The 24,853-nt window shown below is 43.9% G+C and carries 19 protein-coding genes and 2 pseudogenes; 17 read left to right on the top strand and 4 right to left on the bottom strand.

The features are described from left to right. Nucleotides 1–59: 59 nt before the first annotated feature. The 4 genes from cbiQ to AC3FZD_RS05315 all read left to right on the top strand — a co-directional run bounded on the left by cbiQ (nucleotide 60) and on the right by AC3FZD_RS05315 (nucleotide 6,047). The gene (cbiQ, locus tag AC3FZD_RS05330; protein WP_488739134.1) at nucleotides 60–827 is read left to right on the top strand and encodes a cobalt ECF transporter T component CbiQ; all 768 of its coding nucleotides are present in this window, start codon (nucleotides 60–62) and stop codon (nucleotides 825–827) included. A 36-nt stretch (nucleotides 828–863) separates the two neighbouring features. Next, complete coding sequence (locus AC3FZD_RS05325) at nucleotides 864–3,098, top strand: ATP-binding protein (RefSeq protein ID WP_488739133.1); 2,235 nt, start codon at nucleotides 864–866, stop codon at nucleotides 3,096–3,098. Between the two features lie 115 nt (nucleotides 3,099–3,213). Then, nucleotides 3,214–3,654 carry a response regulator gene (locus AC3FZD_RS05320; protein ID WP_488739132.1) on the top strand — a complete coding sequence of 147 codons (441 nt, stop codon included), beginning with the start codon at nucleotides 3,214–3,216 and terminating at the stop codon, nucleotides 3,652–3,654. 146 nt (nucleotides 3,655–3,800) lie between these two features. Further along, nucleotides 3,801–6,047 carry an EAL domain-containing protein gene (locus tag AC3FZD_RS05315; protein WP_488739131.1) on the top strand — a complete coding sequence of 749 codons (2,247 nt, stop codon included), beginning with the start codon at nucleotides 3,801–3,803 and terminating at the stop codon, nucleotides 6,045–6,047. Between the two features lie 273 nt (nucleotides 6,048–6,320). On the opposite strand, the gene AC3FZD_RS05310 is transcribed toward AC3FZD_RS05315, so the two are convergent. Both AC3FZD_RS05310 and AC3FZD_RS05305 read right to left on the bottom strand, forming a co-directional pair. Continuing rightward, nucleotides 6,321–8,777, bottom strand: a complete 2,457-nt coding sequence (locus AC3FZD_RS05310; RefSeq protein ID WP_488739130.1) for an HAD-IC family P-type ATPase — start codon at nucleotides 8,775–8,777, stop codon at nucleotides 6,321–6,323. A gap of 166 nt (nucleotides 8,778–8,943) precedes the next feature. Then, nucleotides 8,944–9,840: an S-methyl-5'-thioadenosine phosphorylase gene (locus AC3FZD_RS05305; protein WP_488739129.1), complete on the bottom strand. Its 897-nt coding sequence runs from the start codon at nucleotides 9,838–9,840 to the stop codon at nucleotides 8,944–8,946. A 131-nt stretch (nucleotides 9,841–9,971) separates the two neighbouring features. Here AC3FZD_RS05305 and AC3FZD_RS05300 point away from each other — a divergent pair, with 131 nt between their 5' ends. The 6 genes and pseudogenes from AC3FZD_RS05300 (at nucleotide 9,972) to tsaB (ending at nucleotide 14,089) form a co-directional block, all read left to right on the top strand. Beyond that, nucleotides 9,972–10,313 (top strand): TMEM165/GDT1 family protein, encoded by a 342-nt coding sequence (locus AC3FZD_RS05300; protein WP_488739128.1) that lies wholly within the window; start codon nucleotides 9,972–9,974, stop codon nucleotides 10,311–10,313. A 115-nt stretch (nucleotides 10,314–10,428) separates the two neighbouring features. After that, nucleotides 10,429–11,013 (top strand): RNA 2'-phosphotransferase, encoded by a 585-nt coding sequence (locus tag AC3FZD_RS05295; RefSeq protein WP_488739127.1) that lies wholly within the window; start codon nucleotides 10,429–10,431, stop codon nucleotides 11,011–11,013. 40 nt (nucleotides 11,014–11,053) lie between these two features. Next, entirely contained in the window at nucleotides 11,054–12,310 is a 1,257-nt protein-coding gene (locus tag AC3FZD_RS05290) for an AAA family ATPase (protein WP_488739126.1), read from the top strand. 83 nt (nucleotides 12,311–12,393) lie between these two features. Continuing rightward, nucleotides 12,394–13,260, top strand: a complete 867-nt coding sequence (locus tag AC3FZD_RS05285) for an AbrB/MazE/SpoVT family DNA-binding domain-containing protein (RefSeq protein ID WP_488739125.1) — start codon at nucleotides 12,394–12,396, stop codon at nucleotides 13,258–13,260. Further along, nucleotides 13,257–13,487, top strand: a pseudogene (locus tag AC3FZD_RS05280) (type II toxin-antitoxin system PemK/MazF family toxin); the annotation flags it as partial. The gene AC3FZD_RS05285 and the pseudogene AC3FZD_RS05280, both read left to right, overlap by 4 nt. Before the next feature lie 2 nt (nucleotides 13,488–13,489). Continuing rightward, complete coding sequence (tsaB, locus tag AC3FZD_RS05275; RefSeq protein WP_488739124.1) at nucleotides 13,490–14,089, top strand: tRNA (adenosine(37)-N6)-threonylcarbamoyltransferase complex dimerization subunit type 1 TsaB; 600 nt, start codon at nucleotides 13,490–13,492, stop codon at nucleotides 14,087–14,089. A 68-nt stretch (nucleotides 14,090–14,157) separates the two neighbouring features. Here tsaB and AC3FZD_RS05270 read toward each other — a convergent pair whose 3' ends face one another. Then, entirely contained in the window at nucleotides 14,158–14,907 is a 750-nt protein-coding gene (locus AC3FZD_RS05270) for a DUF4114 domain-containing protein (protein WP_488739123.1), read from the bottom strand. A gap of 381 nt (nucleotides 14,908–15,288) precedes the next feature. Between AC3FZD_RS05270 and AC3FZD_RS05265 the strand changes: the two genes are divergently transcribed. Continuing rightward, nucleotides 15,289–16,107: a tetratricopeptide repeat protein gene (locus AC3FZD_RS05265; protein WP_488739122.1), complete on the top strand. Its 819-nt coding sequence runs from the start codon at nucleotides 15,289–15,291 to the stop codon at nucleotides 16,105–16,107. Between the two features lie 106 nt (nucleotides 16,108–16,213). Here AC3FZD_RS05265 and AC3FZD_RS05260 read toward each other — a convergent pair whose 3' ends face one another. Then, the gene (locus tag AC3FZD_RS05260; RefSeq protein WP_488739121.1) at nucleotides 16,214–16,645 is read right to left on the bottom strand and encodes a phosphate-starvation-inducible PsiE family protein; all 432 of its coding nucleotides are present in this window, start codon (nucleotides 16,643–16,645) and stop codon (nucleotides 16,214–16,216) included. Between the two features lie 169 nt (nucleotides 16,646–16,814). Here AC3FZD_RS05260 and AC3FZD_RS05255 point away from each other — a divergent pair, with 169 nt between their 5' ends. The 6 genes and pseudogenes from AC3FZD_RS05255 (at nucleotide 16,815) to AC3FZD_RS05230 (ending at nucleotide 24,812) form a co-directional block, all read left to right on the top strand. Then, nucleotides 16,815–19,061 (top strand): transglycosylase domain-containing protein, encoded by a 2,247-nt coding sequence (locus AC3FZD_RS05255; protein WP_488739120.1) that lies wholly within the window; start codon nucleotides 16,815–16,817, stop codon nucleotides 19,059–19,061. A gap of 253 nt (nucleotides 19,062–19,314) precedes the next feature. Then, the gene (locus AC3FZD_RS05250; RefSeq protein WP_488739119.1) at nucleotides 19,315–19,929 is read left to right on the top strand and encodes a Uma2 family endonuclease; all 615 of its coding nucleotides are present in this window, start codon (nucleotides 19,315–19,317) and stop codon (nucleotides 19,927–19,929) included. A gap of 17 nt (nucleotides 19,930–19,946) precedes the next feature. Continuing rightward, entirely contained in the window at nucleotides 19,947–20,636 is a 690-nt protein-coding gene (locus AC3FZD_RS05245; protein WP_488739118.1) for a Uma2 family endonuclease, read from the top strand. A 148-nt stretch (nucleotides 20,637–20,784) separates the two neighbouring features. Next, the gene (locus tag AC3FZD_RS05240) at nucleotides 20,785–22,521 is read left to right on the top strand and encodes a DUF262 domain-containing protein (protein WP_488739117.1); all 1,737 of its coding nucleotides are present in this window, start codon (nucleotides 20,785–20,787) and stop codon (nucleotides 22,519–22,521) included. A 49-nt stretch (nucleotides 22,522–22,570) separates the two neighbouring features. Beyond that, a pseudogene (locus tag AC3FZD_RS05235) lies at nucleotides 22,571–23,047 on the top strand (sensor histidine kinase); the annotation flags it as partial. A 67-nt stretch (nucleotides 23,048–23,114) separates the two neighbouring features. Then, nucleotides 23,115–24,812, top strand: coding sequence for a ShlB/FhaC/HecB family hemolysin secretion/activation protein (locus AC3FZD_RS05230; RefSeq protein WP_488739116.1), 1,698 nt, complete (start codon nucleotides 23,115–23,117; stop codon nucleotides 24,810–24,812). Nucleotides 24,813–24,853 lie beyond the last annotated feature (41 nt).

Genomic DNA, 24,853 nt, shown 5'->3' with positions numbered 1-24,853 from the left:
TTTCTTGGTGTTCTTTGTGTCTTTTTTAATGCCTTATTTTCCTGTACTGCTGATTGCCTATGAAATTAGAACTCGACACTTACGCCGATCTCAACTCTCCTGTCCATCACTGGGAACCTCGATGTAAGTTAATTGGATTAATGGGGTTAATTTTTGCCTTTTCAGGAATTCAATCTTTAATCTTGTTACCCGTAATATTGACAATAACATTGGTCTTATATACGATCTCTCGCCTACCCTGGTCTTTTTTAAGGCAACGTTTGCGCTATCCAGGCTGGTTTTTGTTGGGGATCGTGATCTTTTTGCCCTTTATTGCTGGAGAAACGGTGCTGTGGGAATGGGGAATATTTTCCTTACGTTTGGAGGGATGTTTAGCTGTAATTTTAATCAGTGTGCGGTTTGTTTGTATTTTGATAGTGGCTCTCATTTTGTTTGGCACAGCCCCATTTTTGATCATGATTAAGGCAATGGGACAGTTGGGCTTGCCTTTGGTTTTGGGGGATATGATGCTTCTAAGCTATCGTTATTTAACCGAATTTGGCGATCGCCTGAAAACCCTGAAAATTGCTTCTCGTTTGCGGGGGTTTGACTCCAGGCGCTTGAGTTGGCAAAATCTTCAAACCTTAGCCGCTTTAATGGCAACCCTACTCGTGAGAACCTATGAACAATCAGAGAGGGTTTATCAAGCCATGCGTTTGCGGGGGTATGGTCGTCGTGGCATGTTAAAATATGCCTCATCTATCGATCCCCTCGATTACATAGCCACTATGGGAGTCCTGGGGATTGCTCTAGGGTTGGCGATCGCTCAAATCATGCTTAACTCTTAATCCTTGATCCTTCTCACTCCTAAGTTATAAGATCCTATGTTAATCAACTATGGTCGAGAAATTCCGCCCTACGAACAAGATATTACTCGGCTCGGTTACATTCAAAGTTATGGAGCATTAATAGCTCTGGAAGAAACTTCTTTTAGAGTTATTTACGTTAGTGAAAATATCGGCGATCTTTTCAGCATTTCTCCCCAAGAATTACTCGGTCAGACTGTAGATCGGATACTTTCTCCAAAGCACTTACAAGAGATCATCTCTCAATTACCTGAATCTGCCAGTTTACCGATCTATACCCCAATTAAAACAAAAAAAACAAAAAATACCCTTAAAACCATTCCTGTATTTATTCATCGCAACTTAGATCGGCATATTGTTCTTGAATTTGACCCCAACCTATCCGTTAATAACATTGAATTATCTTCCATCTTAAACCTTACCCAAGAAGTCAGTAAAAACCTCAAAGCAGATACTAACTTACAGCGATCTTGCCAAACCTTAGCTGAAGAAATGAAAAAAATAATTCAAATCGATCGAGTGATGGTCTATCAATACGATCAAGACTTTAATGGACAAGTCATTGCTGAAGCTAAAAATTCCAATCTTGAACCATTTCTTGGTTTATACTTTCCCCGACAAGATACTCAATTCACTTTGGAAATCCTAGAAAAAATTTGGCTGAGGATGATTCCAGATGTTCAGGCAAAAACCATCCCCATCTTATCCGATCCTCAGTCTGTTGGCGAGCAAAACCTCAATTTAAGTTATTCTGTTTTACGGGGATATTCCAGTTGTCATCAGGAATACCTGCAAAACATGGAAGTGCGTGCGAGCCTAGTATTTTCTTTGAAAAAAGAAGACCAGTTATGGGGCTTACTCTCTTGCCACCATAATAGCCCCAAATATGTCCCCTATGAAATCAGAAAGGTTGGAGAATTCATCTGTCAACTGTTTTCTTTAGAGTTGAGTACCAAAACCGATCATGAAATCTATGAATATCGCGTTGAGTCCAGTAGCGTTCAATCTCAACTTCTGTCTTTTATGGGTCGGGATCATACCTTTGTTGATGGTTTAGTTAATCATAAACCCAATTTATTAGATTTAGTCAATGCCCAAGGAGCTGCCATCTTTTGGAATGGCTCCTATACAACTCTGGGAACAACCCCAGGAGAAAAAGATCTGAAAAAGTTAATTCAATGGCTCAATCAACATCCAGAAAAAGATGTTTTTCAAACTCAAAATTTATCCCATGTTTACTCAGGAGCAGAAAGTTTCCAGGGAATAGCTGTTGGATTATTAGCCATTCATATCCCCTACAATAATTATCTCCTCTGGTTTCGACCAGAAGTTCTACAGACCGTAAATTGGGGAGGAAATCCCTATGAAAGTTACCGAGAAATTAGGGATGATGAGAATAACATCAAACTCTTGCCGCGCAATTCTTTTCAAGCCTGGAAGGAGATTATTCGTGGCACATCTTTACCCTGGAAAAATCATGAAATAGAAGCCGCTAAAGCATTGCGGAAGTCCCTAATTCATATTATCTTAAATCAAGTAGATGAATTATCCAAGTTAACGAAAGAGTTAGAGCGCTCTAATGCTGAATTGGAAAAATTTGCTTATATTGCTTCCCACGATTTACAAGAGCCTTTAAATCTGATTGCTAGTTATGTAGAATTACTGGGAATGCGTTATGAAGATCAATTCGATCAAGATGGTAAAGACTTCCTAGGATTTGTGGTAGAAGGAGTGAGCCATATGCAAGGTTTGATCGATGATTTATTAGCCTATTCCAGGGTGGGGAGAAAAGGACAAGAGCTGATGGTAGTCAATTCCCAGGATTGTCTCAAGCGCAGTTTGAGCAATTTACAGGTGAGAATTGCTGAAATGGAGGCTCAGGTTGCCTATGATTCTCTGCCAGAGATTGTGGCAGATCCCACCCAAGTAACACAACTGTTTCAGAATTTAATTAGTAATGGGCTGAAGTTTCAGCAGCATGGCACTCCTGAGATTTATATCGGAGTTCGAGAAGAGACAGAAGAATGGGTATTTTGGGTGCAGGATAATGGAATTGGTATTGATAAAGGACTGACCGATCGTATTTTTACGATTTTCCAGCGTCTCCATACTCGTGAAGAATACCCAGGTACGGGTATTGGACTAGCTATATGTAAAAAAATAGTGGAATTTCACGGAGGAAAAATATGGGTAGAATCTGATTTGGGTGTAGGATCGACCTTTTACTTTACTTTGCCTAAGCGAACTATCTAAGTGCTGAATGGTTTAATTGGTACGAGGTTTAGACTTGACATTGGAGATCTCTATGATTATGATTACTTGAAAGCAATTAATATTTTTTAATATAAACCGTAGGTTATAACTTGTAATGACTAATTTGGCTCAACCTCATCGCATTTTAATGATTGAGGATAATTCAGCCCATGTACGTTTAATTCAGGAAGGGTTCAAGAAAATGACGGAACCATATCAGATTCAGTCTGTAGGTAACGGAGTAGATGCGATCGCCTATTTGCGCTCTGAACCTCCCTTTACAGAACGTGTTCTCCCAGATCTGGTGCTGCTGGACTTAAATTTACCCCGGAAAAATGGTCGAGAAGTATTAGCAGAAATTAAAACCGATCCCAATCTTAAACATATTCCGGTTTTGATTTTAAGTACATCTCAAAGACCTGAAGATATTCAAGAAACCTATAATTTACATGCCAATTGTTATCTTCATAAACCAAGTAATCTAAAACAGCTTTTTCATCTGGTTGAACAAATCGAAGCGTTTTGGTTTCGCACCGTTTCCCTGCCTCTGGCTTGATCCCTAAACGTTTTTATCTGAATAGTTAACTTTTGTAAATAAAAGATAACTTTGATGTTCTACTGGAGAACATTGCTTCTAGAATATGAAAACAGGCTTAAAAACTGTATCATAAATATCAAAATGCTTGGGAAGGGTGATTGGCTGTGGAAGACCCCTTAATTGAGATCTTGTTAATCGAAGATAACCGTGCAGAAGCTCGTCTATTACAAGAGCGTTTAAAACAAGCGCCCTCTATGGAAGTTGAAGTAACTCATGTGAGTCGGTTGTCAGAAGCTCTCCATCAACTGGAGGAGCAGGTGTTTAAGGTAATCTTGCTGGATCTGAGTTTACCAGATGCTCAAGGGCTAGAGTCCCTGTGTCCTCTGATCGAGAAAGCGCCAGATGTACCAATTATTGTACTTACGAATAATACCGATAGTGCCTTAGCGGTTGATGCAGTGCGTCAAGGGGCGCAGGATTATTTGATCAAACGGCAGTTAAATACGGAGCTGCTGATGAGATCTCTACGCTATGCTATTGAACGTAAACAAGCTTCTGATGCTCTGCGAAAAGCGAATGAAACCTTGGAACATCGGGTGGTTCAGCGAACCAGTGATTTAGTGCAAGCGAATCTGCGTCTGAAACAAGAAATTAGCGATCGCCAGAATCTTGAACAAGCCCTTCAGCAAGAAAAAGAACTGGCTCAAATTACCCTCAACTCTATTGGTGATGCTGTCATTGTCACCAACCTGAAGAATAAAATTGAATTTCTCAACCCCGTAGCCGAAAATCTGATTGGTTTAACCAGTGGTGCAACTCAAGGAAAATCGGTTCGGGAAATTTTCTCTAGCAGCGATGTTAAGCAAAAACCGATTGAATTCCTAGTTACTCAAAGCCTGACAACGGGAAAAATCATTAAAGTTTCTAACTATACCCTTTATTCTAAAGGTGATGGCAAGCACTATATTATTGAACTGTGCATTGCTCCCATCCGCTTTAAGGGCGATCGCATTGTGGGAACCGTTATTGTTTGCCGAGATGTCACTTCAGCCCGCAACCTCGCCCATCAACTCTCTTGGCAAGCCAGCCACGATCCGCTCACGGGTTTAATTAATCGCCGAGAATTTGAGCAATGCCTCAAAGCGGCTCTTCTAGAAACCCATCAATTTAATCAACAGCATATTTTATGCTATTTAGACTTAGATCAATTCAAAATTGTCAATGATACCTGTGGTCATTCCGCCGGAGATCAACTGCTGCGACAAATCACAAGTATCCTGCAAAGTAAAATTCGTAAAACTGACACCTTTGCTCGTTTAGGTGGAGATGAATTTGGGTTACTGTTGCATTACTGCTCCCTGGGAGAAGGGCAAAAAGTTGCCCAGAAAATCATTGAAACGATTCAAAGTTTTCGCTTTGTTTGGGAAGATAAACTCTTTACGTTAGGAGTCAGTATTGGCTTAGTCCCTATCGATCGCTTGATTAGCAATGAGCATATTGCTCTGAGTGCGGCAGATACAGCCATGTATGCGGCTAAAGATGGTGGACGTAACCGGATTCATATTTACCAAGCTGAAGATCGGGAAGTGGCTAAACGCCAAGGGGATATGGAATGGGTGGGTCGCATTAATCGTGCTTTAGAAGAGAATCAGTTTTGCTTGTATATCCAGCAAATTATTCCCATTAATTCTACATCTAAAAATCGCCCCTGTGGTGAATTATTTATCCGTATGATTGATGGCAATGGAACACTGATTCCTCCGATGGCATTCCTACCGGCGGCTGAACGTTATGATTTGATGCCAGAAATCGATCGATGGGTGGTTCGCAATTTGTTTAAACAATTATCAGCTCACATCAGTGAAGGATCGGGAAGTAAATCATCTCGTCTTTTAAAGCCAATTTATTTGGTCAATTTATCAGGAGCAAGTTTTAATGATGTTTCGTTTTTAGAGTTTCTTAAGGAACAATTTTGGTTATATCATATTCCACCCTCTCTGATTGGCTTTGAGATTACAGAAACGGTGGCCATTACTCACTTAAGTCAGGCAGTAAGATTTATTACGGAATTAAAAGAGTTGGGTTGTCAGTTTGCTTTGGATGATTTTGGCAGTGGTATGTCTTCGTTTACTTATTTGAAGCAATTACCGATTGATTACTTAAAGATTGATGGAGCATTTATTAAAAGTTTAATCGATGATCCTGTGAATCGGGTGATGGTAGAATCGATTCAGCGTATTGCCCAAGTCATGGGCTTGAAAACCATTGCAGAATCGATTGAAAACCAAGCAATTTTAGAGCAAGTGCGAGGCTTGGGGATTAACTATGCTCAGGGTTATGGGATTCATAAACCCCATTTGTTTAATCTGGAAAAAAAGCTTGAGTTTAGTTATGGTGTTTTGGGGGGATGAGGAGCTAATGGTGACTATAGCTCAATTGTATGAAGAGGCGATCGCCAATAGGGAGGAGATCGCGGAAGTCTGGATTATGTTGTTAATAGCCAGAAGTGTTGAATGTTGACATAAAACTTTACATTAAACTGAAGAAAAGTCCCTAGTGAACTAAATCAGGGTTTCTGGAATCAGATCGTAACCCATGATACCTTGGCTCCAGAAATTTCTAATAATAGAAGAAACCGGAAAGTGACAGAAGAGGGATAACTAATTTGGAATGAACCATAGTGATTAATGAAACTTCCCCAAGAAACGTTCTAACCATTTCCGTCGCCAGGTGAGGCGCAACAGATAGATCCACAGCAAAACGATCGCCACAATAAAGGCATAATCTGATGCCGATAAGAGCATCAAATCAAAGAATGCTCTGACGGGGGCGATCGCCAAAATCAGCCCATATAAGCCCAACAAACTCGCCGCTACCCTGGTATATCGCCAGTCTCCGCTCAGAGGTTCCACCGCTACCCAGAACCGCGTCGGGGGTTTAAGAAAGAGCATTAAGATTAAGCCGCACAAGATTAACAGGGTGACTAAGGCACTGCGGGGAATGGCTAATAACTCATTATCTACAATTACCATACCGCCGCGACTGACAGCTTGCCAAACACTGGTGACTAAATAGCCTAAATAGACGATTAATCCGGCTAAGGTTACTGATAATGTGGCGGGTAAAATAAACTGGAATAAAGAGTGTACGCGGTTTTCACTTTGTTCCCCTCCTGGTTTGGCATAAATGGGCAAACTCATCGTTGGAAAGCCCACAGACAGCGCTGTAACTAAAGCGCTATGTTTATTCAATAAGGGAAATGTGCCAATCACTTGACCGGTGGCTAAAATGAGTAAGGTAAACGAAAAAATGCGGATAATAAACAACTTCAATACATCCTGAATTCCGTTTTGAATTCGTTGTCCTTCAAGGAGTGCAAAGGGGAGAGAAATAAACGAATCATTTAATAATACTAAATCTGCCACCGCTTTCGTTGCTTTACTGCCACTTTCCATAGCAATTCCCAAATTAGCTTGTTTTAGGGATAAGACATCATTTACTCCATCCCCAATCATGGCGACATAAATTCCTTTTTGCCGTAATTCTTTCACCAATTGGGCTTTTTGATCGGGAGTAATGCGCCCAAAAATTGTGTAATTTTGTACGACTTCCGCCCATTGGTGCGGCTCAATTTGGGCTAACTCCGCTCCGGAAATCATGGCTAGATCGCCCTCTAATCCTACCTGACGGGCGATCGCCTGTACCGTCTGTGGATAATCTCCTGAAATAATCTTGAGCTTCACCCCTGCTTGTTGAAATCCTTGCAGCGTTTCTAACACTCCCGGACGCAATTTATCCCCTAAAATGACTAATCCCAAAGGGGCAAGGGTGGGGGGAATCGTGGGCGTATTTTCCCCATCATTAAGGCTAACCACCGCTTCAGAACCCGCAAATAGCAAGACGCGATAGCCTTGTTCTGTCCACAGGTGAATGGTTTCCCGGATATCCTCAGACAGGGGAATGGCGCGACTGAGAACATCGGGAGCGCCTAACACATAGGTTCCCTGAATCTCTCCTGTGGCGAAAATACACCCACTCCACTTGCGTGCTGAGGTAAACGCAACTTCCCCATTAACCGATTGTGCGGGATGGTGACGGTAGCGAGCGATCGCCTGACTTGTAGCATTTTGGGTCGTCACACTCCCTGCGAACACCCCTAAAAGTTCCCCTAAGCGCTCTCTATCTCCCTGAATGACCTCTAACTGATGCACTTCAATTTGATTGGCTGTCAGGGTTCCCGTCTTATCCAAACAGAGAATCTCTACATGGCTCAGGGATTCTACGGAATTCGCTTGTTGAATGAGAATCTCTCGATCCAGCATCCGCACCGCTCCCAGAGCATAGGCTAGGGTAATCGATAAATAGAGGCCCGCAGGCACTAAACTGGAGATCACCGCCGCTTTTTGCACCCCATCGCTCACGGAGAGAGTACGACTGAGAACGGCGATCGCCACTAAAATCCACAGAAACCCAGCGACTAAAATAAAGATGCGAATCACCAGGTTAATCTGTTGCTGTAAGGGAGTATACACCTGTCGCACCGCCCTAGCTCCTGAAGCCAGGCGATAGGCCAGGGTTTCCTTGCCCACCTGTTGTGCTTCATAATACCCATTGCCACTAATGCAAAACGTGCCAGAGAGCAGGCGATCGCCCGGTTTTTTCACAATGGCATCACTCTCCCCCGTCAACAGGGACTCATCCACCTCAATCTGTCCCTGTAACAACTCCCCATCCACCATAATTTGTTCCCCAGGAACTAAATGCAACACATCATCCTGCGTAATATAATGAGGATCGAGGCTGCATTCTTGGCCATTGCGGATTGCCAAAGACTGAGGACGGGTCAACAATGCCACCTTATCTAACTTGCGTTTCGCCCAAATTTCCTGACAAACACTCACCATCACCGCACTAAACAATACCACAATCACAATTATCCCATCGCTATAGCGTCCCAGGGAAACCAGCAGCATAAAAATTGAAAAGAACACCCCATTAATAAACGTAAACACGGTTTCGAGTAAAATATCTCGATAGGAGCGACTATTGGGCAAATTCACGTTATTATGCAAGCCTGACCGATAGCGGCTTTTTACTTGATCGTCCGTTAATCCGGTGGGTATAGAGTCAGGATTTACCATAAGTCATTTTTTGAATAGAAAATAGAGAATGGGTAAACTATTTTTCCTTAAAAAACCCATTCTCTTGTCCGGAATATCTCAATTATCTATCCGTTTTGAACATAAGTCTACTTGCCCACAGACGGCAATGAAATAATCCTGCATTTTCAAGGGATATGGAGTAGGATTATCCCTTACCCAAATACTTATCTAGGAACAGTCCCAACTTTTTGCGTGTTACCTCCGGCATAAATTCCGGTCGAGTGACAATTGCATATTTTAACGCAGAATGGGCATCAGACAATGGGGGATTTTCATGGAGCCGACGGACTGTTTCTTGAATCACTTTTTGGGCATTTTCAGCATTATGATGTAAATTATCTAGAATCATCTCAACCGTCACATGATCGTGATCCGGATGCCAACAATCATAATCGGTAACTAAATTCAAGCTCCCATAGGCAATTTCCGCTTCTCTCGCTAATTTAGCTTCGGGTATATTGGTCATCCCGATTACTGTTGCCCCCCAACTGCGATAAAGTTTCGATTCTGCTTGGGTAGAAAAAGCAGGGCCTTCCATACAGAGATATGTACCCCCTTTATGTAGGGTTATTTCCGGTAAATCTAAACTTTCAATCGCTTCTGCCAAAACTTGACTTAGTTGGGGACAAACTGGATGACCAAAACCAATATGGGCTACAATCCCCTCACCAAAAAATGTAGAAATTCGATGTTTAGTGCGGTCAATAAATTGATGGGAGATGACTAAATCGCGGGGTTTAACCTCTTCTTTGAGAGAACCGACTGCCGATGCAGAAATGAGGTATTCAACCCCAATTTTTTTGAGGGCATAAATATTGGCCCGAAAAGGAATCTCAGAGGGCATGAGATGATGACCTCGACCATGACGGGCGAGAAAAGCCACCTGAGCGCCTGAAAGTTTACCGACAATCAGGGCATCAGAAGGGGAACCAAAGGGAGTTTCAATGGAGATTTCTTGCACATCTTGCAAGGCTTCCATTTGATAGAGTCCACTACCACCAATAATACCAATTTTAGCGTGAATTGCTGTTGAATGGGTCATAGAAAAGACGAGTCAAGAAAAGAACTTCTGCCCTACCTTATCATTAAACTCGGATCATTTAGAGGATGGAGTAGGGAATGAGGAGCGAATTTTATGCTACTCTGTAGTTCAAGTTACGATATGCGATTGCTGTGACCCTTAATCCTCCTGATGCCCTCAAAAAAGAACCTCAAACTGCCCGAAAAGCTGGTCAACCGGCGACTCGGATTTTCTGGTCTACGTTCATCACCATTTTCTTAGCCGAGATTGGGGATAAAACCCAAGTGACTACCCTGCTGATGACCGCAGAATCCCATGCTCCTGTGATTGTTTTCCTCGGTGCAGGTAGTGCTTTAGTTTTAACCAGTTTCCTAGGCGTTTGGGTGGGTCAGTGGTTAGCTTCCCATCTCACCCCTCGTCTGCTCGATACTTTAGCGGGAGGCATTTTGTTGATCATTTCCGTGGCTTTATTGTGGGATATGCTACAAATGTAAAAGACAAAGGATCGATGATTAACTGAAAAACAGGCGATCGCCCAAATTGACAAGGCAACCCTTAGTATTGTATTATTGTGTAGTATATCAAAACCTGCTGTATTAAAAAAAATTAATGATTCCAGACCGTTTAACTCAGATCAGTAAATATCTCAGTAAACATCTGCGCCATAAACCTGAACGGATTGGATTAACCCTGGAAGCAGGAGGCTGGGTTGAAGTGCCTCAACTGCTTCAAGCCTGTCGAGAACACCAATTTCCCATCTCCTTTCTCGAATTAGAAGAAGTAGTCAAAACCAATGATAAAAAACGATTTTCTTTTAACGAAACCCAGACCAAAATTCGCGCCAATCAAGGTCATAGCTATCCCATCGATTTACAACTCGAACCCATAGCACCACCGCCCATTCTTTACCATGGCACACACCAAAAAACAATCCCATCAATTCTCAAGCAAGGACTGCTCAAACAGTCCAGACATCACGTTCATTTGTCTTCAGATATAGCAACAGCCGTCCAAGTCGGTCAACGACGAGGTAAACCCGTAGTCTTAGAAATTGCAGCCCAAACCATGCACAATCGAGGATATGTCTTTTACCGCTCGGATAATGGAGTGTGGTTAGTCGAAACCGTGCCACCCGAATATCTCAAAATTCTCCCCAAGCCAGAGAAAGACCCGCCTAAACTGACGACGGTTTAACCATTGATTGTTGAGAAAACCCTAATTTGATCCGAATTTTATGGACTCTTTCTATTTCGATTATCCTCAAAACTCTCCGAACTATAACAACCAAGCTCAAAGTCGAGGCTTATTAAGTAGTGGCTGGCGACCCTTAAATCGTCAATTTGACTGGGAGCATTTTAGCTATTTACTTGCCAATGACTTTTGGGAACTCAACAACAAAACCATGGGAGCTGTAAGTGACTTGGCCGATGCCTTGGGTCGAAACCAGTATGCTTGGTGGGCCAATGTTTTTAACCTATTTTCAGAAAATACGCGCTATAACCTGGAAGAATATTGGGACTATATTACCCCCCAACCCCCTTTTCCCGACTATCGCTATAAAGATGTACTCATGACAGAAACGCCTGTAGTACAATCGGTAAGTCGCGATCGCATACCCATTGATTTTGTCCTCAACCGTTTACAAGAAATCACCGTCTTCAAAATCCTCGCCCTCCTCGACAAACCCGACGTAATCACCCAATACTATCTTGACCGCTACTTCTACTATCCCATCAATCGCTTTAAACAAAAAACCGGCATCAATTCCTCCTCCACCCAGTCTTCCAAAGACTTTTGGGAGCGTCTAGAAATCCTCGGAACCGTTTATGCTTGCTGGGAAAGCGCCAAAGTTTGGCTGCAAGTCGAAAACCTCGGACGGGGAAAACGGCGCTACACGCTCATTGCCGACAACCTTGCCCCCCTCGTCAACAAAGCCACCTATAACCTCGCCGTCATGCTCAGTGGCTATCAAAGCCGTGTGGGACAAGTACAAAGTCACTTTCCCATCCGTACCTTTCCGGCTGATATCCAAGGATTCACCGACACCGTACAACAGAGCATCCTCGACCAAAAACAACTCGCTATCCTTGTCCATGGGGAACCCGGAACCGGCAAAACCGCCTGGACACAAGCCATAGCCAAAGAAATCCTCATGCCCCTAGGATACGTCATTTTCATCCTCGATCATGATGCCGTCGAAAACTTTGTCCCTCCCACCTACCTAGAAAAAATTTGTCTCGTCATCAACGAAGCCGATAACCTCGCTCAAGACCGCGCCCTAACCGCCAGTCAAGACAACACCAAAACTGAACATATCCTCAGTTTATTAGATGGAACCCTCTATCAAAGCGTCATCGATGAAGATGGCATTCAACTGCAACAACGGCTTGTAGTAATGATGACCTGTAACACCACAGAACGCCTCGATCGCGCTATGCTGCGTAAAGGTCGAGTCGATCTGATGCATCACTTTACCCATCACTTTGTCTAATCGACTGCTGGCAGAAGTCAGGCAAAAGGCAAGAGGCAATTGAGTAGAGTGTTGAATCCTTCAAAACTTATTACTCATGACTCATGGATAAGAAGCAGCTTTCTGAACGGGACATTTGTACAAAATACATCACGCCTGCTTTGCAGAGGACAGGCTGGAATATTCAAACCCAGATTCGGGAAGAGTTTCCCCTGACCGATGGCAAAATTATTGTGCGCGGAAAGTTACATTCCCGTGGTCGGCCCAAAAGAGCCGATTATGTGTTGTTTTATCAGTCCAATCTTCCCCTAGCGGTATTGGAAGCTAAGGATAATAACCATTCTGTGGGGGATGGAATGCAACAGGCTCTTCAGTATCGGGAGCTGCTGCAAGTGCCGTTTGCCTTCAGTTCTAATGGCGATCGCCTCTTGTTCCATAACACAATTCATACTGATGGAGTCATTGAGCGGGAATTGGAATTCGAGGACATGCCCTCACCGGAAACCCTATGGCGCTTGTGGTTAGAGCATCAGGGATTGAATGAAGAAGAAACCGCTATCATTACTCAAGATTACTATAGCGATGGTAGTGGAAAAGACCCTCGGTACTACCAGATTCTCGCCATTAATAAGACGATTGAGGCGATCGCCAAAGGACAGAACCGGATTTTATTAGTCATGGCAACCGGAACCGGGAAAACCCTATGTCTCATCAATTTTGGCCAGGAGCATGATGCCAAATTTCTCGATTATATCCCGACTCTAATTGGCTCTAATCAAGCGGTGAGTTGGGGTTTAGATGAAACTTCTGTGGTAGAAATTGTGGAAATAGAAGAGGGGCTACTGATTCGGAAAAAGTCTTCTCCACCTAGCCTTGATGCTCTGTTAGCGACGATTCCGCCGGATTTTACTTATCCTGATGATGTTGCAGATTTTGTTAGGAATGAACCCAAGGGAAATGAGCTTTTATGAGCCAGAATGATAAGGAGATAGTTTTACCAGAACGGGGGGCGGTGATTCGGATTAATCTCAATCCAACTCAGGGGCGCGAACAGATGGGGAATGCTCGTCCTTGTTTGGTTTTGAGTCATACAGCATTTAATCAGGTACGGAATGGTTTAGTGATTGTTTCACCGATTACCAGTACAGTTAAACCAGAAATTCAAACATTAATCCCGATTCCTGACGATTACCGAATCATATGTCCGGTTTAGCCCTCCATACCACCAGCCCCCAACTCGGTTTAGCTCTCCAAGACGAAACCGGAAATACCCGCTCCCAAACCTGGAACCTCGGCCATGAAACCTCCAGCCAACTACACCATTTACTCGGAACCTTTATCCAACCCCTGACTTGGCAAGACTTAAGCTGGTTAGCCGTTGCCAAAGGGCCTGGTGGCTTTACCGGGACTCGCCTCGGTATGGTGACCGCTCGCACCTTGGCCCAACAGCTTAATTTACCCCTGTTTGCCATTTCTACCCTAGGGGCTTTAGCCTGGTCTTACCGAGAGCAACATCCAGTCATGGCTGTAGAAATGCCAGCCCAACGGGGACAGTGCTTTGGCGCAGTTTATCAGGTGAACGTCTATCCTATTATTCCCCTAATTCCCGATCAAGTATTTACCCCTGAAGGCTGGGAAAAGACCTTAGAGCAGCATTCCTATCCCTTAATTCACACTCCCTCGGATTTAGGCGAAACCGTTGTCAGTGTGTTAGAGTTGGCAGACTTAGGCTGGAGACAGGGAAAATGCCCCAGTTGGACGGATGCACTACCTTTTTACGGACAACATCCGGTGGCGTAATCTATAGTATTATTTAAACCTTATAGGGGCGGGTTTCAAACCCGCCCCTACTATGTCTTGAAAGCAGATTAAGCTTCTTTCTTGTTTTTGAGGAAACCAGCTATTCCTAATACAGCTAATCCCAAAACAGACGCAGTGCTGGAGGGTTCAGGAACGGTTGGAATGCGATCTCCGGTAACTCCACGAACAGCAATCACCACATCATTGAAATCTCGGTCTGAACTTCCTCCCTCGTTATAGTGGACTCCGAAGAGGTCTTCAAATCCTAGGATGACCCAATTTTCTTTGGCAACTTTATCGAAATACTCATAAGCAATCACATGCTGTAGTCCATCAGCATTGGCGGAAACATCAGCACCGTAAATCTTACCATTACTGTTGTTTGCGCCATTGGCTTTAATCCTGAAATCTAGGGAAGTATCGCCAGCAAAAGTTCCTAAGCTGGCTCCATCACCTAGCTTCATGGGCCCATTTGCTTCTTTGAGAATACTCTCTGGAGAAGCAATATCAGCAAAAATCATTTGTGCTGTGCCACCATTGGCTGAGTAAAACAGTTGATTGCGATATCCTGCACCTTCATTGATAAAGAAGACATCAACTGGATCTACACCCCCTGTCCAACGTAGAGTTTCTGGGTCAAGTTCCAACATCTTAGCAGAGGAATTTTCCATCCATAAGCGTTCCTGATTGACTCTTTCGTTAAACAGGTTAAACAAATCTGGGCGCTCAGTCTTCAGATTGAAACCATAGGCAGAGGTGGCAGAGAGTAAACCGGTGGCAGTGGCAGCAGCGAGGGCTAGGGTGGTGTTGAGTTTCATGGTATAAGCTCCGTTTCTGTGTGAATTAAATTAGTTTTGTTTGTAGGGAAGAACTTGAATAATAATGCAAGTTTTGTGTTTCTTCCGAGCAACCTTAAGCAATTGGGCTATTACAATACCAGTTTAGGATGGAATCTAAGGGCTTGTCTTCGGCAGCTTAACTGAAGTTCGGGCTTCTCCATTATGAAGATTCAGTTAAGCTATCCGTATTTACTCTTAAAAGTATATGGGGAGTAGCCCTGGCCCCCACCGGCAACACCCGCACTATGGCTGGCTTCTGAGGAAATCCTCGATTAATTAAAATTTTCCAAAAAATATCTCCCTTTAGAATTAAAGTTTAGATAATGGATATGCGGATCAATCATTGAGGAGAAGAAACCCATGGGACAAACTATTGTGATTAATGCAGAAAATTTTGCTTCGGAAGCCTTAGAGCCATCTTATCAACAACCCGTATTACTCGATTTTTTTGCCACTTGGTGCGGCCCTTGTCAAATGATTAAGCCGATTTTAGAGAAGCTGGCAGTTGAATATGACATTACTTTAGCGAAGATCGATATCGATCAAAATCCAGAGTTGGCGAATCGCTACCATGTGGAAGGGGTTCCTGATATTCGCATCGTTCATCAGGGAGAAGTGATTCCGGGCTTTGTGGGTGCATTACCGGAAGCAAGAATTCGAGAAATGCTATCTAAGTTTAATCTGCAATCTTGCTTAGAACGAGATTTAGAGAGAATTAAGGTTTTAATTGCTGAAAAAGAGTATCCGCAAGTCAAATCGGTTTTAGATCGGTTGTTTGAGAACTATCCTCAAGATTCTAGAGTGGTATTAATTGCGGCTGAATTTCTGACCCATTTGGGTCAGTTTGAGCAGGCCGAAAAAATGCTGATGACAGTGGGGAAAGATGATCCTGAAGCGTTTGCTAAAGCTCAGTCCATGAAGGGATTATTATATTTCCAACGTCAGGCGAGTTTGCTGGTGGAAACGGAGTTAGATCGGCAATATATTCAAGCCTGCCGTCAGGTTTTAGAGGGAGATTATCAAGGGGCACTGGAAAGCTTGCTCTATTTTGTCGAGCAACACCGATCTTATCAACAGGATGCTGGACGTAAGGGGATGTTGGCATTGTTTGATTGTTTGGGAAATGATCATCCCTTGACTCAAGAGTATCGTAAAAAGTTGGTTTCGGCTCTTTATTAATGTCAGTGTGGGGAATGGGGGAATGGGGGAATGGGGGAATGGGGGAATGGGGGAATGGGGGAATGGGGGAATGGGGGGAGTAAACAACAGACTATAGTCAATTCGATTATTTGGGTTTGAGGGTTTTGATCAGAAAGTAGAAGCCGATGGTGAGAGCGAGGATGATGGAGGAAATGCCGAAGAGGACGAGGGGATGATATTTGGTGATATCTAGGATAATGACTTTGCGGGCGATCGCCACCATGGCTACGAGAAAGATAATTTCTACATGGATGACTTCTTCTTCGAGATAGACTTTGGTGGCTTCGATTAGCTCTAAGCCAATGATAATTAATAAGAAGTAATCAAATATTTTTAGGACTTCTTCAATGTTGAGCAATAAAAAGTGAGGAGTATCTTGTAGTTGCTCGAATAAAATATAGCCTAATTCAACTGTTCCCAAAAAAACCACAAGCACCAGCATTAACAACAAAAATAAGGCAATGATGCGTTCAAAGGTCTCTAAAAACCTTTTCATGATTTTAATCAAGCGATTCATATTTTCCTCTTAAAGGGGGTGGTTTTAAGGTTGTTAATGGGTAGATTATAGTAATTTTAGGGGATCGCAACCCTAGGGAAAGTCATGGAGAACTTTTAGTTGGAGATCAACATCAGCTAAATTAAAGATAAGTCGTACCTCCTCCTGATTGATTTAACTAAGGTAACCTATGAGTTCTCAACCTCCTGGCCCTCCGAAAACCCTGCTGGGTACGCTCACGCAAGTGGCACAAACGATCCAAGCGAAAGTTAAGCTCTCTCACCTGGCACTGAAACCGAAGGCGAGGGTGGCGAAACTGATGGTGGAGGAAACGGAGGGACAACCGGCCCAGGAATATCCCCTATTGGGCGATCGCATCCTGATTGGACGCTCTTCAAAATCCTGCGATATTGTCATCCGTAATCCGGTGGTGAGCCAGATCCATTGTTCCTTGATTCGGGACGCGAAACAAGGGTTTACGATTAAAGATGAGGGGGCGACCAATGGTATCTATCGGGGGCGGCGGAAAGTGCAGGAAATGCGCCTTGCTCACGGTGATCTGCTCACGTTGGGGCCCCCAGAATTACAAGCTTCGGTTACTCTGCGCTATACGAATCCTCCCCCTTGGCCAATTCAGGCCCTACGCTATACGGTTTATGGATTTGGCGGTGTGACCGCTTTGTTGACGATCGCCATTTTAATCGAGTGGCAAAAATTTAATATCTCTCCTTTGCCTCGCAATATTCAAGGGCCGGTGGTAGTCTATGCCAGGGATAAGGAAACTCCCTTAGTTCCTCCTACCAATCAAGCTCATTTAGAGCGAGAGAGTCTGTCTGAGTTTCCGCCCCATTTGGCTCAAGCGTTAATTGCCTCTGAAGATAGTCGGTTTTATTGGCATTTTGGCATCGATCCCATTGGCACGCTGAGAGCGATTTTAGTGAACCTGAGAGGGGGGGGGATTCAACAGGGGGGCAGTACGATCACCCAACAGGTGGCTCGCAGTTTGTTTCGGGAGTATGTGGGTACATCGGATACGGCGGGTCGCAAGGTACGGGAGGCGATCGTGGCTCTGAAGTTGGAGACATTTTATAGTAAGGATGCCTTGCTGCTGACCTATCTGAATCGGATTTATTTGGGTAGTGCTAACTATGGGTTTGAGGATGCGGCGCGGTATTATTTGGGTAAGCCAGCCAGTGAGTTAACGATCGCCGAAGCAGCAACATTAGTGGGCATTTTACCGGCTCCCAATAGTTTTAATCCCATTCGAGATTACGATGCAGCCATTCGTCAACGGGATGGGGTGTTGTATCGGATGGAAAAATTGGGGATGATTTCCTCCGAGGAAGCCAACCGAGCCAGGCGATCGCGCATTGAAGTGAACCCGAAGGCGATCGAACAGTTTAATCGCTCCATGGCTCCCTATTTCCATGATTATGTGTTTATGGAATTGGAGCAATTGTTAGGAACGGGTTTGGCGCGAGAGGGTAATTTTATTATTGAAACCGGTCTCAATCCGCAGATGCAAGCAACGGCGGAACAGAGTTTAGAAGAGGCGATCGCCACCACCGGAGCCAGTTTTAATTTTGACCAGGGAGCCGTCGTCACCCTGGACAGTCAAACTGGGGAAGTTTTAGCCCTATCCGGGGGTAAAAATTATCGCGAGAGCCAATTTAATCGCGCCGTGCAAGCCTATCGTCAACCCGGATCGACGTTTAAAGTATTTGCCTATGCTGCGGCTCTGGATGAGGGCATTTCCCCCTGGAAAACCTATTCCTGTGCCCCCTTAACTTGGCAAGGGCAATCTTATACTGGCTGCGAACGTAGTGGGGGCATGATTGATATGGCAGTAGCTATGGCTCAATCGGAAAACTCCGTCGCTCTGCGTATCGCTCAAGATGTGGGATTAGATGATGTGGTGCGGATGGCGCGGCTTCTGGGTATCAATGCTGACTTAAAGCCGGTTCCCGGTTTAATCCTCGGTCAAAGTGAAGTCACCCCCCTAGAAATGACGGGTGCTTTTGCTGTATTTGCCAATGCTGGGGTTTACCATCGCCCCCATGCCATTCGTCGCATTCTTGACAGTAGCGACTGCACTGTACCCGATCAAGCGGATACCTGTCGGGTGATTTATGATTATGCCCAAGATCCCAAAGCCAATCGCACCGTACTTTCACCGGATGTAGCGCAAACAATGACTACTTTGTTACAAGGGGCGATCGGTCAAGGAACGGGCGGGAATGCCTATTTGGGTATGGGGGAAGCGGGAAAAACGGGAACGACCAATGATGGGGTAGATTTGTGGTTTGTGGGATATATTCCGAGTCGCAGTTTGGTGACGGGAATTTGGTTAGGCAATGATGATAATACGCCGACTTATGGCAGTAGCGCTCAAGCAGCTCAAGTTTGGGGGGATTATATGGAAGATTTGATCGATTAACTCATGATGTCTTCTTAGGCATTAACCGCTTACCTAATTGAGCATAGAGAGCTGGAATAACCAACAACGTTAAGGCTGTAGAAGTAAACAATCCCCCTAAAACCACAGTAAGTTCCAGATTTTTGCTTATTTGATGAAACGATCCGAGGTCAAGGGTATCGCTTTAATTCTTTGTTATCTTAAGAGGTGTACTCCAGTCAAATCGAGGCATAAATTGGCTAGAATGGGACAAAGATAGCTGTATGAGGTCGCAATGATGGTCGTCCAGGCTCCCCCTCAATCTAAACCCCTATGGCTCCAACTGCCCCAAGAATTGACGCTGCATGTGACACCGGAGCAGTTTAAAATGCTGGCTGCGGCCAATCGCGAACTTCGACTTGAGAGAACTGCAATAGGAGAATTAGTTGTGAATCCTCCCACAGGTGGCAATACGGGTCATCGTAACCTCAGCATCACCGGTCAACTCAGTGTTTGGTTTGAAGCCAACGATACCCTAGGCCGAGCGTTTGACTCTTCCACAGGATTTGAACTCCCCAATGGGGCAAACCGCTCTCCAGATGCTGCTTGGGTGCGTTGCGATCGCTGGGATGCCCTTACTCCCGAACAGCAGGACGGTTTTATACCCTTATGCCCGGACTTTGCGGTTGAATTGCGCTCTAAAACCGACAGCATCAAGGAACTACAGGCAAAGATGCAGGAATATTTGGAGAATGGGGCGCAGTTGGGCTGGTTGATTGACCCGAAAAATAAGCGGGTGGAAATTTACCGTCCGGGTCAAGCAGTTGAGGTGTTAGAGAATCCGATGATATTGTCTGGGGAGGAGGTTTTGCCAGAGTTTACGCTGACGCTGAAACGGGTTTGGGCGTGAAGGAAACCAGGTTTACAATGCAGAGCAAGGCCAATCCAGAGGTACAGGAAATGAGTTCGCTTAAAACACCTTTAGAACCAGCATTACCGACCAATACTTGGATTGCGGCATCCTGGGAAGACTATCTGCAAATGATTGCCGAACCAACGCTGGCCAAAGCCAAAGGCTATTATCATCAAAATCACATGAGGATTGAAATGTCACCCGTCGGCCACGATCATGCTGCTGATAATGCCCTCATTGACTTTGCTGTGCAACTGTTTTGTACCGTGCGGGGGATTGCCTTTAAAGGATTGGTCAACTGTAGCTATCGTCAGGCGGGGGTACTCGAATGCCAACCCGACTCGTCCTATTACCTCCGAGAACAGGCACAGGTGATTCCTTGGGGAACAACTGTTGTAGATTTAAACCGCTATCCTGCACCGGATTTAGTGATTGAGATTGCGGCTGCTTCATTGTTGGATGACCAGGGCAATAAGCGATCGCTCTATGAGGCGCTGGGGGTCAAAGAATATTGGGTCGTGGATGTACGGGGGATGACGGTGTTGGCCTATGCCCTAACCCCACAGGGTAGCCAGAGGCTTGATGCATCACAGGTCTTAGGCGGGTTACAGATAGAGGTGCTGGCTACAGCACTCGAGCGCAGTCGGCAGCAGGATCAAGGACAGGTGGGAGCTTGGCTGTTGCAAGAGTTTTCGGGAGCATAGACAGTTTTTGTAGTTGTTAAGCTGAACTCAGTATGCTTGGTAATGGTTTGCTAAAAGGTGAGGACTGAAAAATTTCAGAAATTTTTCGTATAACGTTACCTATAGGGAGTACGATAAGGATTAAACTTTAAGACAATAGAGTATTAAGATGTCAAAACTCAATGTAGATCAGAAAGTAATATTTGACCTCTTTTCGGACAAAAAGGTAGATTTTCTTATCCCTGATTATCAGCGTCCCTATGCTTGGGATGAAGAGCAGTGCCAAACACTTTGGGATGATATATTTTTATTCTCTTTTCCAGATAATAACTACGAAGAATTTGATGAAAATGAAGAGTATTTTCTTGGTTCTATTGTCACCTATAAAAATGAAAAAGGAAAATCAGAAGTCATTGATGGCCAGCAAAGACTGACAACACTAATGCTTATATTACGAGCATTCTATGACAAGTTTGCCAATATGCAAGATAGAAACTCAATTCTTACTCGCGATCGAATCGAGAAGTGCATCTGGAAAACGGATACGTTCGGTACAGCAGATAAAAATACGCTTAAAATTGACTCAGAAGTTGCCACAGATAATGACAAAGAAGAATTTCTTGAACTACTGCGTACTGGAATAGTCAAGCCAAACAGCAAGAGTCAATATGTACTTAACTATCAATTCTTCCAAAAAAAAATCGATGAATTTTTGCAAGATTTTCCCAGCTTTTTCCCGTATTTGCCTGCCCGTATATTAGGAAACTGTATTCTTTTGCCTATCGAGGCAGAATCGCAAGATACGGCGCTTCGTATTTTTTCAACGCTTAACGATCGAGGTCTTCCGCTATCAGATGCCGATATTTTCAAGGCGCAATTCTACAAATACTACGGTAACCTTGATAAAAAGGATGAGTTCATTGGTGAATGGAAAGAGCTTGAGGAAATATCAAATTTGGTATTTGACCCGAACACTGGCACGCCTATGGATGAACTATTTGCACGCTATATGTATTTTTTACGTGCTAAGGAAGGAAATAAAAGCACAACTACTGAAGCACTGAGAAAGTTCTATGAGCGTAATAAATATCAGTATCTAAAGCGAGACGAGACGATTGGTGAACTCAAGGCATTGGCATTATTTTGGAAGAGTGTATCCCATCAAGATAAAGAGCAATTTTCTGACCGTATTCTCAAGAAGCTATTTATTTTGAAACACTCACCAAATGGTATGTGGCAGAATATAACTTCTGTGTATTTCTTGCAGAACTGCGACACTAGCGGAGCATTGGAAGATGTGAAGTTTGGTCATTTTTTGGATAAGATTACTGCTTTCACTTTTGCTTATGCAGTTACTAATCCTGGAGTCAATGCACTGCGAACACCAATATATGATGAGATGGTTGGTATTGTTAATAGCACCGACGTAACTTTTTCTAAGTACAAATTTAATGCACCTAAGACACGCTCGTTTTTTGAAAATTATGGGTTTACTAATCAGCGAAATGTTACTCGCTCTATGATTACATGGTATGCCTATACATTTTCTGATCAGCAACTTCTTGATGACAAAGAAGTTTTCCACCTAGAGCATATATACTCAAAAAAACGTCAGGAAATGGAAGGTGGTCTGCAAAATAAAAGTAATCTTGAATCCCTCGGTAATAAGGTGCTACTTGAAGCAAGCATCAATATCAAAGCATCAGACTATCGCTTTGAAGACAAGAAGAAAATTTATAGCGGTGCAGTGCGTCGCGGTAATAACAAAAATGTCAGTAAAATTGCTGAAATTTCTAACCTGAGTAGCTACCAAGAATTTAATGAGCAGCAGATAATTGACCGTAATAAAGCCATCCTAGACAAATTCTTCGACTTCCTACACAGCGAGGATTTAATTGCCAATTAAGACGACTTGGAAAACGAATATCAATGAGCTGTAGAGTTCGATTGAGTGCTGTTGTTTAAACGATTTAGTTGCCGATCTGGTGGAAGAGTTTTCTGAGGTGGCTATGATGGCTGATATCGATTTCATTGAGCAAATTCCCCATCTCCCTATTCAGGTTTTAGGGGATGCTTCTCAACTTTACCGCTTAGTCTCTAATTTGATCGCTAATGCCATTCAATACACCCCTAGTAAAGGTCAAGTGGTGGTGAGCTTAACCGTCAAAGAACGCCAGGCTTTGATTCAAGTTCAGGATACGGGAATAGGTATTTCTAAAGAAGAACAACAGCGTATTTTCGATCGCTTTTACCGGGTTGATAGCGATCGCGCTCGCAGCACGGGAGGCACAGGTTTAGGGTTAGCCATTGCCCAGGCGATCGTCCATCATCATCAAGGTCATCTTACGGTTACCAGTCAACTCGGTCAAGGCAGTCTATTCACTATTGCTCTAACTTGCGTAGGGTGTCAAACGGTAGGAGGCAAACATTGATTATTGGTGACCATTAGGGCATAATTAGCCGTGAAAGAATTACTGGCTGTGCCTGAATGCTAATCTGATGGTGGTTTTTTGCAGGCGATCGCATTTACTCCTTATTGTACTGATTGTATTTTCCCTTTTGCTACCTGAAATGGGAAGGGGGGAAACACCCCCTGTTATTGAAAAAAGTGATGGAGAAACCTTTGAGTGTGTGGTGAATACGGGGAAAGATCCCCAGAGTTTAGCGGTTTCTCCTTCGACTGAATCCGAGACTGGAGAGAGCTTCGATCGTTTATCTGTTAGTCGCTTTGAGTTTGTCGGTGCTACGGTATTTTCTCAAGATCGGTTACAGGAAGAGATTGCGGAGTTTACAGAGCGAGAGATTACGTTTACGGAGCTAATGGAAGCAGTTTCTCGGATTACGGGACTCTATAATCAGGAAGGTTATATTAACTCCTATGCGGTTCCCTATCGGCAGAAAATAGAGGATGGGGTGGTGAAAATTGCGGTGATTGAGGGAGGGTTGGGGACAATTTTCTTGATGAGAGAGGGTAGGGGAAGACTCAAGCCGAATTATATTTGCAGTCGATTGGCGATCGCCGCTACGCCCTTAAACTTAGATAACCTGCTCAATGGACTGCGACTGCTACAACTCGATCCCTTAATCGCCAATATATCCGCAGAAGTCGTTCCCGGAGCAACCATCGAGCAAAATAACCTCAACGTTCGCTTTCAAGAAGCCAAAACTCTCAGCTTTGAAATCGGTGGTGATAATGGTCGTGCCCCTAGTGTAGGCAGTTTTCGCCGCCAAGTCCAGCTCAGACAAGCCAACTTACTCGGATTTGGGGATAGTTTTCGCATCGGATATGCCAATACCGATGGTAGCGATACCTTTTTTGCTAATTATACAATCCCTATAAATGCCCGCAATGGCACTTTAAGTTTTGCCTATGGAACCGGATCAAACCGAGTAATTGAAGAACCTTTTGATGCGATAAACTTAAGGGGAGATTCTCGTTATTTTGATGTCAATTTCCGTCAACCCATTTGGCAAGAACCTGAAAAAGAATTTGCGTTAGGATGGGTATTTTCTCGGCGGGAAAGCGATACTTATATTTTGGATGAACCCTTTCCCCTAGCAGAGGGTGGGAGCAGTCGTGGTAAAACTCGATTATCAGTCATCCGATTTTATCAAGATGGGTTATGGCGGGGAAACGATCGGATTTTGGCCTTTTATTCTCAGTTTAGTTTAGGCTTAGATTTATTTGATGCCACTGTTCGCTCTGAGGCTCCCGATGGGCGCTTTTTTGCTTGGCGGGGACAAGGGCAATGGGTACAGCGATTTGCACCGGATCAAATCTTATTATTGCGCGGTGATATCCAATTTGCAACTCGCGCTCTAGTCCCCTTAGAACAGTTTAGTTTAGGGGGTTGGGAAAGTGTACGCGGTTATCGCCAAGATATCCGCTTAACGGATAATGGGGTGTTTGGCTCGGTAGAGTTTCGCTATCCTTTGATGGGCAATTCTCAAGAGCGATGGGGGGTTTTACAGCTTGCCCCATTTCTAGATTTTGGCACAGCTTGGAATAGTAGTAATCGCCAGAGTTTACAACCCCAAACTTTGGCTTCTGGTGGTTTGGGTTTGCGCTGGCAACTGGGAAATGATTCTAGTGCTAGTTTATATTGGGGTATTCCTTTTGTTAAGGTGGAGTCAAGCGATCGCACATGGCAAGAAAACGGTTTATATTTTACTGTCCAAACCCGTTTGTTTTTCTAAGTCGGGTGAAACGACAAATTTTCTTAATTCCCCCCTTTTTA

It is taken from the genome of Roseofilum sp. KMC-1, assembly GCF_057802075.1.
Note: the sequence above shows the minus strand (reverse complement) of the source record. Positions and strands in the feature narration are given on the sequence as shown.

Coding starts and splice junctions, on each gene's coding strand:
- AC3FZD_RS05295 (WP_488739127.1), top strand. CDS start 10,429: ATGATTCCAGACCGTTTAACTCAGATCAGTAAATATCTCAGTAAACAT.
- tsaB (WP_488739124.1), top strand. CDS start 13,490: ATGTCCGGTTTAGCCCTCCATACCACCAGCCCCCAACTCGGTTTAGCT.
- AC3FZD_RS05270 (WP_488739123.1), bottom strand. CDS start 14,907: ATGAAACTCAACACCACCCTAGCCCTCGCTGCTGCCACTGCCACCGGT.
- AC3FZD_RS05305 (WP_488739129.1), bottom strand. CDS start 9,840: ATGACCCATTCAACAGCAATTCACGCTAAAATTGGTATTATTGGTGGT.
- AC3FZD_RS05230 (WP_488739116.1), top strand. CDS start 23,115: ATGGTGGTTTTTTGCAGGCGATCGCATTTACTCCTTATTGTACTGATT.
- AC3FZD_RS05250 (WP_488739119.1), top strand. CDS start 19,315: ATGATGGTCGTCCAGGCTCCCCCTCAATCTAAACCCCTATGGCTCCAA.
- AC3FZD_RS05325 (WP_488739133.1), top strand. CDS start 864: ATGTTAATCAACTATGGTCGAGAAATTCCGCCCTACGAACAAGATATT.
- AC3FZD_RS05260 (WP_488739121.1), bottom strand. CDS start 16,645: ATGAATCGCTTGATTAAAATCATGAAAAGGTTTTTAGAGACCTTTGAA.
- cbiQ (WP_488739134.1), top strand. CDS start 60: ATGAAATTAGAACTCGACACTTACGCCGATCTCAACTCTCCTGTCCAT.
- AC3FZD_RS05290 (WP_488739126.1), top strand. CDS start 11,054: ATGGACTCTTTCTATTTCGATTATCCTCAAAACTCTCCGAACTATAAC.
- AC3FZD_RS05320 (WP_488739132.1), top strand. CDS start 3,214: ATGACTAATTTGGCTCAACCTCATCGCATTTTAATGATTGAGGATAAT.
- AC3FZD_RS05265 (WP_488739122.1), top strand. CDS start 15,289: ATGGGACAAACTATTGTGATTAATGCAGAAAATTTTGCTTCGGAAGCC.
- AC3FZD_RS05285 (WP_488739125.1), top strand. CDS start 12,394: ATGGATAAGAAGCAGCTTTCTGAACGGGACATTTGTACAAAATACATC.
- AC3FZD_RS05255 (WP_488739120.1), top strand. CDS start 16,815: ATGAGTTCTCAACCTCCTGGCCCTCCGAAAACCCTGCTGGGTACGCTC.
- AC3FZD_RS05310 (WP_488739130.1), bottom strand. CDS start 8,777: ATGGTAAATCCTGACTCTATACCCACCGGATTAACGGACGATCAAGTA.
- AC3FZD_RS05245 (WP_488739118.1), top strand. CDS start 19,947: ATGCAGAGCAAGGCCAATCCAGAGGTACAGGAAATGAGTTCGCTTAAA.
- AC3FZD_RS05240 (WP_488739117.1), top strand. CDS start 20,785: ATGTCAAAACTCAATGTAGATCAGAAAGTAATATTTGACCTCTTTTCG.